Source organism: Faecalicatena contorta, from assembly GCF_022835095.1.
In the GTDB taxonomy this organism is placed as follows: Bacteria; Bacillota; Clostridia; order Lachnospirales; family Lachnospiraceae; genus Faecalicatena; species Faecalicatena contorta.
In genome coordinates, this window is record NZ_BQNQ01000001.1 from 3,500,188 (window position 1) to 3,514,935 (window position 14,748).

At 44.8% G+C, this 14,748-nt stretch carries 11 protein-coding genes; all 11 read right to left on the reverse strand.

Annotated features, from left to right (window positions below; all coding sequences use genetic code 11):
• Position 1: 1 nt before the first annotated feature.
• The 11 genes from MWG26_RS15820 to MWG26_RS15870 all read right to left on the reverse strand — a co-directional run bounded on the left by MWG26_RS15820 (position 2) and on the right by MWG26_RS15870 (position 14,730).
• Positions 2 to 556 (reverse strand): sigma-70 family RNA polymerase sigma factor, encoded by a 555-nt coding sequence (locus MWG26_RS15820; protein WP_025656734.1) that lies wholly within the window; start codon positions 554 to 556, stop codon positions 2 to 4.
• A 444-nt stretch (positions 557 to 1,000) separates the two neighbouring features.
• Positions 1,001 to 2,845, reverse strand: a complete 1,845-nt coding sequence (locus tag MWG26_RS15825; RefSeq protein ID WP_025656733.1) for an ABC transporter ATP-binding protein — start codon at positions 2,843 to 2,845, stop codon at positions 1,001 to 1,003.
• Positions 2,838 to 5,258 carry an ABC transporter ATP-binding protein gene (locus tag MWG26_RS15830; protein ID WP_025656732.1) on the reverse strand — a complete coding sequence of 807 codons (2,421 nt, stop codon included), beginning with the start codon at positions 5,256 to 5,258 and terminating at the stop codon, positions 2,838 to 2,840. The genes MWG26_RS15825 and MWG26_RS15830 overlap by 8 nt, the downstream gene beginning before the upstream one ends.
• 34 nt (positions 5,259 to 5,292) lie before the next feature.
• Positions 5,293 to 5,748, reverse strand: a complete 456-nt coding sequence (locus tag MWG26_RS15835; RefSeq protein WP_025656731.1) for a MarR family winged helix-turn-helix transcriptional regulator — start codon at positions 5,746 to 5,748, stop codon at positions 5,293 to 5,295.
• Positions 5,749 to 6,085: 337 nt separating this feature from the next.
• Complete coding sequence (locus tag MWG26_RS15840; RefSeq protein WP_025656730.1) at positions 6,086 to 7,294, reverse strand: MFS transporter; 1,209 nt, start codon at positions 7,292 to 7,294, stop codon at positions 6,086 to 6,088.
• Between the two features lie 57 nt (positions 7,295 to 7,351).
• Positions 7,352 to 8,725 (reverse strand): MATE family efflux transporter, encoded by a 1,374-nt coding sequence (locus MWG26_RS15845; RefSeq protein ID WP_244062751.1) that lies wholly within the window; start codon positions 8,723 to 8,725, stop codon positions 7,352 to 7,354.
• 324 nt (positions 8,726 to 9,049) lie between these two features.
• On the reverse strand, positions 9,050 to 9,817 hold the full coding sequence (locus MWG26_RS15850; protein WP_025656728.1) for a glucose 1-dehydrogenase: 768 nt from the start codon (positions 9,815 to 9,817) through the stop codon (positions 9,050 to 9,052).
• Positions 9,818 to 9,834: 17 nt separating this feature from the next.
• Positions 9,835 to 11,187, reverse strand: a complete 1,353-nt coding sequence (locus tag MWG26_RS15855; RefSeq protein WP_025656727.1) for an ABC transporter substrate-binding protein — start codon at positions 11,185 to 11,187, stop codon at positions 9,835 to 9,837.
• A 33-nt stretch (positions 11,188 to 11,220) separates the two neighbouring features.
• On the reverse strand, positions 11,221 to 11,529 hold the full coding sequence (locus MWG26_RS15860) for a hypothetical protein (protein WP_244062752.1): 309 nt from the start codon (positions 11,527 to 11,529) through the stop codon (positions 11,221 to 11,223).
• 35 nt (positions 11,530 to 11,564) lie between these two features.
• A complete protein-coding gene (locus MWG26_RS15865) occupies positions 11,565 to 12,410 on the reverse strand; it encodes a hypothetical protein (protein WP_240285802.1) in 846 nt (281 codons plus the stop codon).
• A gap of 1 nt (position 12,411) precedes the next feature.
• Complete coding sequence (locus tag MWG26_RS15870) at positions 12,412 to 14,730, reverse strand: glycoside hydrolase family 31 protein (protein ID WP_465221127.1); 2,319 nt, start codon at positions 14,728 to 14,730, stop codon at positions 12,412 to 12,414.
• Positions 14,731 to 14,748: the final 18 nt, after the last annotated feature.

The following is a 14,748-nucleotide window of genomic DNA, read 5'->3' on the forward strand; positions in this document are numbered from 1 at the left end:
TTCATCTCTCCTTCTGCTCTCTTGGAAACAAGTTTCTGATTTTACGTTTTCCACGGGATACATGATTATAAACTGCCGACTCCTGCATGCCCATCTCCCTGCTCACCTGGCTGATATCCTGTTCCTCAATATAAAGCCTCCGAAAAAGCTCCTGATCCCGTGGGTTCAGGCATGAAAGCATCTGTTCCAGCTCCCTGGATATCTCCTGGTCAACCAGCCTCTGATAAGCCTCTTCCTCCTTTGCTGCGGCCACATCCTCAATATTTTCCACTTCCAGCTCCCTGCGGTGCTTCCGCAGGCAGTCAATGGCACGGTATCGTGAAACTCCCGCGATCCAGTTCTTAAAAGAATTCTTCATACAGTCAAAATATTGAATGTTATTCCACACCTGGAAGAAAATATCATTCATACATTCCTCCTGATACTGCGGCAAAGCATAAAGATTCTTTCTGACAATCGACTTTACAAGCCCTCCATAGCGCTCAATAATATAGGCGAGAGCCGACTCATTATGCTGCTTTAGCTCCCTGATATAATTTTCCTCATTGATTTTCATAATCTGCGTCCTTCTCTAAAATTGTAAGCTTACAAAATATCGTTACACCTATTATTACGTACAAATATGAGGGAAGTCTATCAGAAAATGAAAAATACTTGGAGGAAGGACGCTGTGCGGAATTGGAATATGCCTCTCCTGGATGCGGAATCTGGATATAAGTGCCGCTAATCAAAATCGGAGCCGCCATGGTGAACACCGCGGACACTTGCGGGAATTCTGATGAATTCCCACTTCGGGTCTGCTTGTTTTCAGGCCTTGTAGGCCTGAAAACAGTTCACATGGCGGCTCCGATTTTGATGAAGCGGCACTAATATCCTGAAAGACACATCCAGGAGAGGCATATTCCAATTCCGCACAGCTGGGTTCATCCTCCGTAAGGAAAAAACCTTTCTGATGCCCGGGACTTCGAGGGGGGCGGCGAATTGAGCTGGCAACCAAACTCTACCCCGCCGCCTTCTCGAATTGGGAGTTGTAGAGTTCTGCATAGAACCCGCCTTTGCGGATAAGTTCTTCGTGGTTCCCCTGTTCTACGATGTCTCCATCCTTCATAACAAGGATGATATCGGCATCCCTGATTGTAGACAGCCTGTGGGCTATGATAAAACTGGTTCTGCCTTTCATCAGGGTGTCCATGGCCTTCTGAATCTGGATCTCTGTTCTTGTGTCTACGGAGCTGGTTGCTTCGTCCAGGATCAGGATCTTTGGGTCCGCCAGGATGGCTCTTGCGATGGTTAGGAGCTGTTTCTGTCCCTGGGATACATTGCTGGCTTCCTCATTCAGTTCCATATCGTAACCGCCCGGAAGTGTCTGGACAAAACGGTGCACTCTTGCTGCCTTTGCCGCTTCGATCACTTCTTCGTCTGTTGCATCCAGTTTTCCGTAACGGATATTATCCCGGATGCTTCCATGGAACAGCCACGTGTCCTGGAGAACCATGCCGAACATCTGGCGCAGCTCGCTCCGGTTGAAATCTTTGATGTTATGGCCATCTATCAAAATGGCTCCGCTGCTAACATCATAAAAGCGCATTAAAAGCTTGATCATCGTGGTCTTACCCGCTCCGGTAGGCCCTACGATCGCTATCTTCTGGCCTTCTTTTACCTTGGCTGAGAAATCATTGATAATGATTCTGTTCTCATTGTAGCCAAACCGTACATGTTCGAACTCTACGTTGCCCTGCAGACCTTCCACGGATACCGGATTCTGCACGGTCTGGTCTTCCTCCTCTTCCTCCAGGAATTCAAACACACGCTCGGATGCCGCTGCTGTGGACTGCAGCAGATTGGCTACCTGCGCTACCTGCTGGATCGGCTGTGTAAAGTTTCTTACATACTGCGTAAAGGACTGAATATCTCCGACCTCGATTGTACGCTTTGCTGCCAGATACCCTCCCAGTATAACAACTACCACATAACCCAGGTTCCCCACAAACTGCATGATCGGCATCATCATACCGGATATGAACTGGGACTTCCATGCAGAGTCGTATAGTTTATTGTTAGTTTCTTCGAATTCTTCTATTACATCTTTTTCTTTATTAAATACCTTTACGATGTTATGGCCGCCATATACTTCCTCCACCTGTCCGTTGACTTCACCGAGGTATTTCTGCTGTCCGCGGAAGTACTTCTGGGAACGTTTCATGATCACGGAAATAAAACCGATGGAAAGCGGAAGTATTAAAAGCGCCACTACTGTCATCAGAGGACTGATCGACAGCATCATGACCAGCACACCGATGATTGTCGTAACAGAAGTAATCATCTGCGTCATACTCTGATTCAGGCTCTGTCCCAGCGTATCAATATCATTGGTCACTCTGGACAGCACTTCACCATATGTCTTTGTATCAAAATAATTCATCGGCATTCTGTTGATTTTTTCTGATATTTCTCTCCTCAGACGGTATGTCATTTTCTGGGAAATGCCGGTCATCAGAAAGCCCTGAACAAAAGAACACAAGGCGCTCACTAGATACAGGCTCAGCGTAAAGATCAGGATCTGACCGATTTTCCCAAAATCCATGCCACTGCCGCCGGACACTTTGCTGACCAGGCCGTTGAATATCTCCGTAGTTGCCTTACCAAGGACCTTCGGGCCAATGATGTTAAAGATCGTACCGCCAATCGCAAATACGATTACGAAAAACAGCTGTATTTTATATTTGCTCATATATTTGAGCAGTTTTTTTACGGTTGCTTTGAGATTCTTTGGCTTCTCACCTGGAACCATACCCTTCATAGGGCCCCGCCTGCCCATAGGCCTTCTGCCGCCTTCTCTACTCATGGCTGTTTTCCTCCCTTCCTTTCGTGTCTGACTCTGCTGTCTCCATCCCCGCCTTCAGTTCTTCCTCCGACAGCTGGGATGCCGCAATCTGCTGATATACTTCACAATTCTTCAGCAGCTCCCGGTGTGTACCCTTCCCTGCTACCATACCATCGTCCAAAACAATAATCTGTTCTGCATGCAGGATCGTGCTGATACGCTGCGCAACAATCAGTACCGTGCTTTCTTCTGTCTTTTCCTTCAGAGCTCTTCTCAGTGTGACATCTGTCTTATAATCCAGCGCAGAGAAACTGTCGTCGAAAATATACAGATCCGGATGTTTTGCGATTGCCCTGGCTATGGCGAGGCGCTGTTTCTGTCCACCTGATACGTTCGTTCCTCCCTGTGAAATCGGACTCTCATATTTCTGGGCTTTTTCTTCAATGAATCCTGCAGCCTGTGCGATTGCTGCTGCCTCTTCCATCTCCTCATCGCTGCCCTCCGGGTTCCCATACATAATATTAGAAGCAATGTCGCCGGAGAACAGTACCCCTTTCTGCGGCACATATCCCAGCTTATCCCGCAGGTCATGCTGGGTTATATCACGGATATCTATGCCATCCAGGGTAATACAGCCTTCTGTAACATCATAAAACCTAGGAATCAGATTTACCAGCGTGGACTTGCCGCTTCCCGTGCTTCCGATGATCGCAGTTGTCTCACCCGGCTTCGCTGTGAAATCAATATCGTGGAGCACATCTTCGCTTGCCCCCGGATAACGGAACGATACGTGGTCGAACTTCAGAACGCCTTGCGTTTTTTCCGGCAGTTCCACTGCTTCCTCCGGATCATGTATCATGGTTGTGCTTGTGAGCACTTCATCTACACGGTCCGCAGAAACGGCCGCCCTTGGCAGCATGATGGAAATCATGCACAGCATCAGGAAGCTGGCAATGATCTGCATTGTATATTGAATAAACGCCATCATATCCCCGACCTGCATCTGTCCGTTATCAACACCGTGAGCGCCGCTCCAGATAATCAGAACGGAGATGCCGTTCATAATCAGCATCATAGCCGGCATCATAAATGTCATGGCACGGTTTACAAAAAGGGTCGTTCTCGTCAGATCCCTGTTTGCCTTGTCAAAACGCTCTTCCTCGTGCTTTTCCGTCGAAAATGCACGGATAACGGATAACCCTGTCAGGATCTCCCTTGTAACCAGGTTAAGCTTATCTACCAGGGTCTGCAGAATCTTAAACTTCGGCATAGCCACGGTAAATAGAGCCAGAACTACCAGTCCGATCAGGATCACCGCCAGTGCAATGATCCAGGACATGGATACATTGGTATGGAATACTTTATAAATGCCTCCCACGGCCATAATCGGTGCATATAATACCATCCGCAGCAGCATAACCATCAGCATCTGGATTTGCTGGATATCATTTGTGCTCCGTGTGATCAAAGACGCAGTTGAGAAATGGTCGAATTCGTTGTTCGAAAATCCGACAACCTTTCTGAATACCTTTCCCCTGAGATCACGTCCTGCAGTTGCACCCACGCGGGACGCCATGAACCCGACCAGAATGCTGGCTGCCATCCCCAAAAATGCAAGGCCTACCATCTTCGCCCCCGTGGACAGCAGGTAACTGTTCTGCAGTTTATTTGTATCCACGTTCAGCCGTGCGTATGCATCCTTAATGTACACTTTGGCAGCCTGGTCTATCATAGTCGCCGGCATGTCGGAAAATTTATCCTCTATCTGCTTCGTCACCTCAGAACGCTGCTCCTCAGGAATCATTCCAAACATTTCAAACACATCGGCTTCATCTATCTTTTTCAGCTGGGCGTCAATCTGTTCTTTTGCCTGCTTCTGCATCTCTTCCTGCTGCTTCTGCAGTTCAGGATTCATTGCGATAGCCGCCTTCTGCTCATCCGTCATCTTGGACGCGGCCTTATCCATCTGCTTCTGTGCCTGCTCCTCAATCATAGACTTCATCTTATCTTTCATGGAGACTTCCATCTGGTCAGTCACATCGTTTCCGGATTCAAAGCCGGACACAAGCATCATTGGGCTGCCAAGGATAGAAGACAGTTTCTCCACCTGCGCTTCCTCCTCTTCTACTCCACTCTTCAGGACATACACAGAACCGTCATAGTCATACCCTGTGTCCTTTTCCTTCAACTGATAAGCTGCTTTCACTGTATCCGCATCTTCGCTGCCCACAAAAAGCAGAAGCTTATCCATATCATCCGCCGTAACTGCTTTCGGTATCGATTCGTCAATACCGCCCTGCTGAATCCCGACATTTACAATGTCCGAAGTATATCCAGGCAGCGACAAGTCGCAGTACGCCTGTATGATGAGGACTGCCAGAATCGCTATAACGGCTTTCCAGTACATCCCCATATACTTAAATAGTTTCTTCATAATATCTCCCTTTCTGCATATACTTTTATGTCTGTCATTTTAATCCGGAGAGTTCTTTTTCCTCTTTTAAATTCTTCTGCATCTGAAGAAGAAGTCTTCTAAGCAGCAGCTTCTCCTCCTGGCTCATGCCCTTAAACATAAGTTCATCCATCTGCTTCGCCACTTTTTTAATATGTTCCAGGCATGCCTTCCCCTTATCAGTGGGACTCAGACGCATAATTCTCTGGTCTTTATCATCCGGCTTACGCCTGATGTATCCCAGACGTTCCATCTTCCCGATTGCCGCGGTAATAGACGGCGGAGTCACATTCATCTTCGAGGCAAGTTCCCGCTGGGACATCTCTCCAAAATGTTCCAGCATAAAGAGAATCCCCGCCTGCCCAATCTTTAAATCATACTCATCAAATAACAGCCTGGCCCGATTCATGCTCATATGCATAATCTGGCTCATAATTCCTACTGTGGGAACATGGTTGACATCACAATTCATACAAATCTCCTTTCCCGGAATCCTTATCCCAAACCCCAAAATTAGTTAGACGTTTAACGATTATATTAGTAGTATTATATAGAAATGTCAATATATGGTTCAATATTTCACATTTTTTTAATAATTATGCATCACAATTAATTAGTTATATAAATTAATACTATAACAGTACCCAAGGGAAACAGTAAGCTGACATACTCTTTGGCAGGCATAAAAAGCCCACATAAAGGGCGGGGGTGAAAATTCATTGCTGCAAGCAATTTTCACCCCCGCCCAAATATTTTTTCACAAAGCGTCAGTCTCCGGAAAAGGCAGAATGCCTCCCGGAAGGTTCCTGTCACCGTTTTCCATACGGCGGTCTCCGAACCTTCCCGGCCCGCCTCCCCAAAAGTATGCCTGCCATCCCAACAGGAAATACAATAGCAAAGAGCAGGCCCGCCTTCAGCCCCCATCTCGGGAATTGTTCCGCCACTACACCCGTTAGTCCCGGCCCCGCCATGCATCCGGCATCCCCAGCCAGTGCAAAAAACGCAAACATCGCCGTTCCTCCCCGGGTACATTCTCTTGCCGCAATACTAAACGTACCCGGCCACATAATTCCCACTGAGAGTCCGCACATCGCACAGCCCAGCAGGCTCAGAACCGGAACCGGCATAAAGACCGCAAACAGGTAGCTTATGATACACAAAATACTACTGCCCAGTATAAACTTCTCCAAAGGGATTTTGTCCCCGCATTTTCCGTAGAATACCCGGGATGCCCCCATCAATGCTGCAAAAGCACAGGGCCCCAGCAGGTCGCCCATCGTTTTCGATACCTGCAGACTGCTCTCTGCAAAGTAGGAAGCCCACTGGGACATGGCCTGCTCGGATGCACCGGCGCAGAGCATCATCAGTACAAAAACCCAGAACATTTTCATGGAAAACAGCTTTCTTACCGGCAGCCTTTCATCTTCCTCAACCAGGGTACGGATCGGAACTTTTGTAAAAACAAATATGTTGACAAATGGAACCACGGCCCAGATAACTGGCAGGTAATTCCAGTGTTCCATCCCGAATATTTTAAAGCCCAGCGTGGTCAGTATCACCACGCCCACCTGCCCGAAGCAGTAAAAAGAATGAAGAAGGCTCATGGCCTTTTCCTTCTCCCTCGAAGGTGCGGCCTCCACAATCGGACTGATCAGGACTTCTATCAGACCGCCGCCGATCCCGTTCAGCACAATAGCTGCCAGCAGGCCCAGATAGGGATCCGGCATCACAAACGGGAACAGGCCCATTCCCACAAGCCCTGCGGATGCCATGATGTGGGCGGCCACAATACTGATTCTGTAGCCAATACGGTCCACATATTTTGCGGCCAGCAGGTCAACCACTAGCTGTACGCCAAAGTTCAGTGTAATCAGGAAACCGATTCTTTCCACAGATATATCGAACTGGTTTTGAAAGGTCAAAAACAGCAGCGGCCCCAAATTATTAACGATTGCCTGGGTAATGTACCCTGTATAGCAGGCATAAATTGTTTTTTTATAACTTTTCATGATCTCCATATGCTCAGAACAGGGGGGATGCAGGTTACTATGCACGCCTCCTGTTATCGGTCCTTTCTATTCTGCTATTGCTTTTTTCTTCCACCGTCCGGCGCGGTAGCAGAGAACTGTAATACACGCTCCCAGTATCCATGAGATCAGCAGGGAAATAAAAATACATGCACTGTTTCCGTTCGGCATGGAATCGGATCTGGTCAGCCACGCGATACCATAGGCCAGCGGAACGCGGATTACAACTGTGGTAACCATAGAAATCCACATCGGCGTCACGGTATCCCCTGCCCCTCTCATTACACCCGACAGACACTGGGTCACCTCCATGGCGATATACCCCACAGCCAGTATCTTCATCATGGAAAAGCTTAATTCCACCAGTTCCGGTGTGGAGGTAAATATAGACATCAGGTATCTGCCGAACAGCAGAATCAGGATGGTGATCGCCGTAGATGTTCCGACTGCTATGGCAGTCCCCTGCTTAGCCCCCTGCACAACCCGGTCCATCCGGCGCGCGCCCACATTCTGGCCGGAATAAGTGGTCAGCGCGGTTCCAAAGGAAAACGCCGGCATGACTGCAAACCCATCCACACGCATCACAATCACATTGGCAGCGATAAACATTTCACCAAAGCTGTTTGTCAGAGATTGTACAATGATCATGGACAGCGAAAAAATCGCCTGGGTTAACCCGGAAGGCAGCCCCAAACGTATCAGGCCCCACATATACTTCTTCTCCGGCACAAGGTATTCTTTCTTCATATCAAATACCTCTTTCATCCTGAGCAGCTTCCGCAGAGATAACAGCGCCGATACCATCTGTGCAATCACAGTAGCCAGGGCAACTCCAGCAACTCCCATGTTAAAATACGCAACAAATATGTAATCCAATACAATATTCAATACGGTAGCTACAAGCAGATAAACAAGGGCCGAGATGGAATCCCCCAAACCTCTGAGAATCCCGCCCAGAATATTATAAAATGCACACCCGATAATCCCCATAAATAGAATCATAAGGTACGAATTGCACCATCCGATAATCGTATCCGGCGTATTCAAAAGCCTCAAAAGCGGCATTGTGACAATCGGCGTGACCACCATGACCAGGATCGTTGTAATCACGGTCAGGGTAATACAGCAGCCTATCGTTTTAGATAACTCCAGTCTCTGTCTGGCCCCAAAATACTGGGACACCATGATCCCCACTCCGACCGAAATCCCTACAAACAGAACCAGCAGCAGATTGAGAATCGGCCCCGCGCTCCCGACTGCTGCAAGGGCATTATCCCCCACAAATCTTCCCACGATAATACTGTCCACCGTGTTGTACAGCTGCTGTGCAATATTTCCCATCAGCATAGGAATTGTGAATGCAACAATCCGTTTCCACGGACTTCCCTCCGTCATATCTACCGGGGCAAATAATTTTTTCATACCTGTTAACATAAGGTAACCTTCTCTCTTCATCCTCTATAATTCTATATAAATCAAACAATTACAGTATATAAGATTTCTGCTTGTATTACCAGCAGATTATATCAAAAATGGAGCCATTGCTCCAGTAGATTATTCATCTGCTGAAGCAACAGCCCCTTAAAAGTTACTGTTCAGACCGTGCTGTGCATTCACTGCACAGCATCGGATTCACAGCGTAATACAGCCAATGAGCCTGCCCCTCGCCGAAAGCGGCTTTAAATGGGAAGGCGGTGTTACTGTTTACTGACTTGCCTGTGAACAGTAACCCTTAAAACAGATATCTCAGATGCAGGTAAATGCCCCATCTATCACCATATTCAAACCAGATGTGTAGCTGGACATATCTGACGCAAGATAGATTACCGCTCCCGCAAGTTCTTCGGGTGTTCCCATTCTGCCAAATGGTATCATTCCTTCCCAGAGCTTTTTCCAGTCTTCACGCACACTCTCCGTCATCTCCGTACGAATATATCCGGGACTAATTGCATTTACTCTTATCCCCTTATCAGCCCATTCTACCGCCAGGGATTTCGTCAAATGCATAACCGCTGCCTTTGATGCATTATAGGAAGATTGCAGCTGTGGAACATTGACAATGACTCCAGACATAGAAGCCGTATTAATAATAGACCCCTTCTTCCCTTTAAGTATTAACTGTTTTGCAAATTCTCTCGCCATATAAAAAATTCCATTTAAATTTACATTTATTACTTTTTCCCACTCCGCTGGTGTAACTTCTAAAGCACTCTTATGTAAACAAATACCTGCATTATTAAACAAAATGTCCAAACTTCCCATCTCTTTTGCGGCTTCATTCATAACCTCTTTTACCTGCTTTGAATCTGAAACATCACATTTAAGAGCAATTGCTTTCACCGGATACTCAGAAGCTATCTTTCTTGCCTCTTGTTTTGCATCCTGGATATCCACTATTACAATATCTGCTCCCTGATGGGCAAGATATCCCGCTACTATCTTTCCTATTCCCTGACTACCGCCCGTTACAACCGCAGTTTTTCCTTCAAGGCAAAATGAAATTTTTGTTTCCACTTGTTTTCCCCTCCTCACTATTTATTCCAATTTTCGTCCTTTGCCGCCTTTGCCTGAGTTTCCCGTCTTGCATCAATCCGCTCCAGTACCTGCTGGGGTGTCATATCATCAATAAACATAGAAACCATATCCTGTCCCAATTCCGTCCACTGTGGATTTAAATACTTAATCGAATCTTGAAATACTGTTCCAGCTTTTTCGAAAGAATCTAAGAAATCCTGCGTATACTGACTATAAGATGGTGTCTGTCCCACTTCGTAAGGAAGGTTTTCAATTTTCCCTTCATTATCTATCATATACTGTATACTTTCTTTTTGTGTGATATACTCCAAGTACTGTTTCGCCTCTTCTATATGTTTGGATCCTGAATAAATAAATCTGGATGGTCCGCACGGATGCATATTCAGTACATCGTTATCCAAAGTAGGTATCAAGAAAAAGCCAAAATCCTCTTCCGTATATGTCCCATTAGACGCTGCTACGATTTCAGCCACCGTTCCCGGCTTGCACATTGTCATTGCAAATTCACCGCTTCCCAATGCCGACGGCAAATCTGTATACTCATCTGAAAGATAATTATCTCCAAAATATCCTTTATCCGCGAGGCCCTTTACCTGTTCCAAAACAAGCTTAAATTCAGGAATTTCAGCAAACGTAGTTTGGTTTTCATTCAACTGGTTAACAATATCTGGATAGATATCTTCATATTTTCCGCCTATCTCGCAGAACCACATAACATGATGCCAGCCATCTCCACAGGGCTCAAAAAATGGCAGCACTCCATTATCCATAAGAACCTGACAGTTGGTCTCAAATTCAGCAAAAGTGTTTGGTTCTGTAAGATTATATTTTTCATATATCTTTTTATTATATACAACATAAAAATCCACACTGACATCTGTATACGTTGCGCCATATAGCTTGTCTCCAACAGAAGTCTGTTCTTTTGCAAATTTATCGTATGCTGCAACCCATGGTTCATCTGTCAGTTCCACTGCATTTTTCTCTATATTGTACTGTGATACGAGATCAAACGTTCCAGATTGTCCGCCAAAAATATCAGGTCCTTCCCCACTGTTAAGTTTTGTCATTAAAAGACTGAAATATTGATCATAAGGAACAATCTGATAGTCCACCTTAATCCCTGTCTCTTCTTCAAATTTACGCCCCAGCTCTTTTTCCGCATCATAAACCCAGTCCTGACTGGCCATAATCGTAAGGGTAACATCGGAAGATGCTTTTTCCTGTTCTGTCACACTGTTTTCATTCTCTTTTTTGTTGCTTTCAGCTTCCCCGCTGTTCCCACATCCAACCAGACAGCCTGCTAATATGGCCAGTACTAATAATACACTCATCATTCGTTTTCCCATAACTTAATTCCTCCTGTTTTTTCTAAAATACCTTTATTTAACTTCTATATCAAATGTTCCTGCTATGTTACTCCAGTTGCTTTCTGCATAAGACAAAAGTGTCTTACCCTGCTCCATGGACATTTCCGGGAAATCGAAAAACAGCCCGGCCGATCCATACTTTTTTACGATCCTTTCCGCATTTTTTATCCAGTCTTCAAATTCACCTGTGTAGACCTTTATCCACAAACTCTTTCCGGCTTTTCTCACTTTGTCATAAATCTCGTCCCACTCCTCCATTGTACCATCTGGAGCGGTATCCCCGCTGCTCCACTGTAAAGCATCAATTTCTTCAATTTCCATCAACGAATCCAGATGTCTGATTGCATCTGATCCATCTAAATGATACAACACACAATCCGCCTTTTGAGCCTGTACGCGCAGGGATTCCTGAATAAATTCACGAAAATTATCCGGTGACAACATAGCCTAAAATCACACTGCAGTTTTACAGTCCTGCCCGGTCCCCAAATTTGAAATACTGCGTAAGCATTGCCTCCTTCCTCTTCTTTTATTTCCTCATAAAACTGATTAAAATAATCATAATAGATATTAGTAATTTGGGTGATTCGATTTTTAATAAGCTCAGGTTCATCAACTAAATCAAAAAGTGTATTTTGTGCGCCCCGCAGAGATGCAATTACATCAATATTTTCCATTATATCCGGCATTGGAATTAAAAAATCTCCATTTGCAAGTTCCTTACATTGTTTTACCAAATTTAAATGCTGACGGAACCATTTACTATTTGGCCGAAACAGAAAATCGTCTGCATCTTCCCATTCTTCAATGCAAGATTTATACCATACTGTATCTTCCTGAAAACAAATCTCCGCCCCTAAATAAGAGGCCATTGCTCCTGGCCCAAAATCCACATCAAGATTAGGAAAACTTTCACCTAAAAATGCATGAGTGTCACAAAATTGCCGATATCTCTCTACCATTCTTTCTGCTGTCAAGTATTTATCATTCATGTCTGTATATTTTAAATGCTCCGGAAGATTATAATACTTTCCCTGACAGTGAACATCCTTAATAGTTCCCTGTACCGGCCTTTTTCCTGAAAATTCTTCTATCTCCGGACGTCTTACAATGACGTTCATTAATGGACGTCCCTGATTCTTTTGTTTCCAATACCCTGCCCATTTTTCTTTTGTTTCTTCCCAATTCTTTTTATACTTCATTTTATACCTCCGAAAGTGTAACGGTGACCTTCTCCCCCCTATAGGTAATTTGTTTTCTCTGTTCCCCCAGGATAATTTCTATACTGCGTCCTATAATTCCCTGAGCAAATGTATACTCTGCTGTCCCTATAGTCAAACTATGTTCAAAATCCTTCCATTCCATGGTTATTATATTATAAATTCCTTTTTCATAACCATATCCATCCCCTTCATCCTCATAATATTCATAAACTGCATCTTTTCCAGGATAAATATAAAGTTGTAGTGGGGTAAAAATTTTCTGACCTGTATACATCATTTTCTTTTCCATGGGCAGAACGGACCCGGCCCGTACAAACAATGGAATTTTATCTATTCCTGATTCCACATTCACCATCGTTCCTCCCGGATATCTCTCATTTCCATCAAATTCATACCATTCACTCCCGCCAGGCAAATAGCAGCTCCAACTTTTACATCTGTTAATTCTTTTCCCTTCTTTTTCATAATACATAGGTTTTGTAATGGGGCACACCAGAATGCTTTCCCCAAACATGAATTCCGTTTCTATATCCCTTGCTTTTTCATCTTCATAGAAATCAAAAAGCAGGCTGCGCATCATGGTCTGATTCCTGCTGTATACTTTTCCTGCCATAGAATAAATATACGGAAGCAGCCGATATCTCAGTTCAATGCTTTTTGCAATTGCATCATAGAAAATTTCCCCTTTCTCTCCAAAATTCCAGATTTCCCGAGGTGTATCTGTTCCATGAGACCGAAATACAGGAAGAAATGTTCCATATTGCAGCCAGCGAACATATAACTCCCGATACCCTGCGTCAGACACCCCTTCTTCATATCCCCCCTGCCAGAACCACTTTGGCAGCGGATCACTCTGACGATTGCATCCCCTTTTTTCCCAGTTCTCTTTCACCACAAAAAAACCACCAATGTCTAATGTCCAATAAGGGATACCGCTCATACACATATTGAGCCCTTCTTTTATCTGCTTTTCCAACGTATCCCAGGTGGCACAAATATCCCCGGACCAAAGAACTGTACCATATTTCTGAGAACCCGCATATCCGGAGCGGGTCAGATTCACTACTCTCCTTTCTTCCGTTTCTAATCTCTGATTTTCAAAAACTCCTTTTGCATGTGCCACTGCAAAAAGATTTGCCCTTTCCGCTCCCAAGTACTTTTTATGCTCCTCCCCGACAAGCTGATATCTTTCCCACGGTTCCCTGAGACAGCCTCCATCCCAATCCGGAGCAGAATAAGGTTCTGTGGAATCGCACCACCAGCCATCTATGCCTGCAGAGTACAATTCTCTTTTCACTTGACTCCAATAAGTCCGTCTGGCTTCCTCAGAAAACGCATTGTATGTAGAAAAATCATATAAGAGCTGTTTTTTCTCCAAAAATTCCTGGTTATTCTTCGTTCCCAAATTCATATTTGGCCAAATAGAAATCATAACCTTCGCATGCATCTCATGTATCTGCTTTACAGCCTCTGCAAAATCCGGATATCTCTTTTTGTCCAGAATCTTTTCTCCCCACGCATCCTTCTCCCAGGTATTCCAATCTTGAATAATTCCATCCAGTGGAATATTCCTTTTCCGGTACTCGGCAACTGTCTGAACCAACTCTTCCTGGTTATGATAGGATTCCTTGGACTGTAAATAGCCAAATGCCCACTTTGGAAGCATTGCTGCCTTTCCTGTCAAAAACCGGTATCCATCAATAATTTCATCCAGATTCTTTCCTGAGATCAAGTAGTAATCCAGCTGCTCTATTGCATCCAACATTAGGTAACTGCCGCGCGCATCATCATTCCAAATCATCAGGGAACCACAATCCACTAATACACCATAGCCTTGGTCAGAAATGAAGAATGGCACAGGTATCCGCATATTATGCTGATAAAGATACTGGGTGTTTCCTCTGTAGTTAAAAATCCCCTCCTCCCCCTGTCCTAAACCATGAATACGTTCTGTTTTCTTAAATTGAAAATGTAATTTTCCAGAATACCCTTCCTGTTTTTTTAAGGGCCGCAGGTTCTTCACCATATTACGTTCTCCATCCACCGTATATATACGCTCTATATCAGGTTGGTCCCCTAAAATCCCATATTCCTCAAACACTTTTTCCTGTAGTTCTTTTTCCTTTTCCGCCAGCAGCAGACAACCTGTTTTTCTATCTATCCATCTGAATTTTCCCGTGTCCTTTTCTATACTAACTTTCAACCTTTCTGTGCATATCTCTATTTCCTTCAGATGGTTTCTGACGTCTATATCAGCCTCTGCATGCGCTTCTATATCCAAAGGTGATTCTTGATTCATCTCTGCCTTTTTGTGAAA

Excerpts from the sequence above, each read along its gene's own strand:
- MWG26_RS15820 (WP_025656734.1), bottom strand. The coding sequence starts at position 556 with ATGAAAATCAATGAGGAAAATTATATCAGGGAGCTAAAGCAGCATAAT.
- MWG26_RS15825 (WP_025656733.1), bottom strand. The coding sequence starts at position 2,845 with ATGAGTAGAGAAGGCGGCAGAAGGCCTATGGGCAGGCGGGGCCCTATG.
- MWG26_RS15830 (WP_025656732.1), bottom strand. The coding sequence starts at position 5,258 with ATGAAGAAACTATTTAAGTATATGGGGATGTACTGGAAAGCCGTTATA.
- MWG26_RS15835 (WP_025656731.1), bottom strand. The coding sequence starts at position 5,748 with ATGAATTGTGATGTCAACCATGTTCCCACAGTAGGAATTATGAGCCAG.
- MWG26_RS15840 (WP_025656730.1), bottom strand. The coding sequence starts at position 7,294 with ATGGAGATCATGAAAAGTTATAAAAAAACAATTTATGCCTGCTATACA.
- MWG26_RS15845 (WP_244062751.1), bottom strand. The coding sequence starts at position 8,725 with ATGAAAAAATTATTTGCCCCGGTAGATATGACGGAGGGAAGTCCGTGG.
- MWG26_RS15855 (WP_025656727.1), bottom strand. The coding sequence starts at position 11,187 with ATGGGAAAACGAATGATGAGTGTATTATTAGTACTGGCCATATTAGCA.
- MWG26_RS15860 (WP_244062752.1), bottom strand. The coding sequence starts at position 11,529 with ATGGAAATTGAAGAAATTGATGCTTTACAGTGGAGCAGCGGGGATACC.
- MWG26_RS15865 (WP_240285802.1), bottom strand. The coding sequence starts at position 12,410 with ATGAAGTATAAAAAGAATTGGGAAGAAACAAAAGAAAAATGGGCAGGG.
- MWG26_RS15870 (WP_465221127.1), bottom strand. The coding sequence starts at position 14,730 with ATGAATCAAGAATCACCTTTGGATATAGAAGCGCATGCAGAGGCTGAT.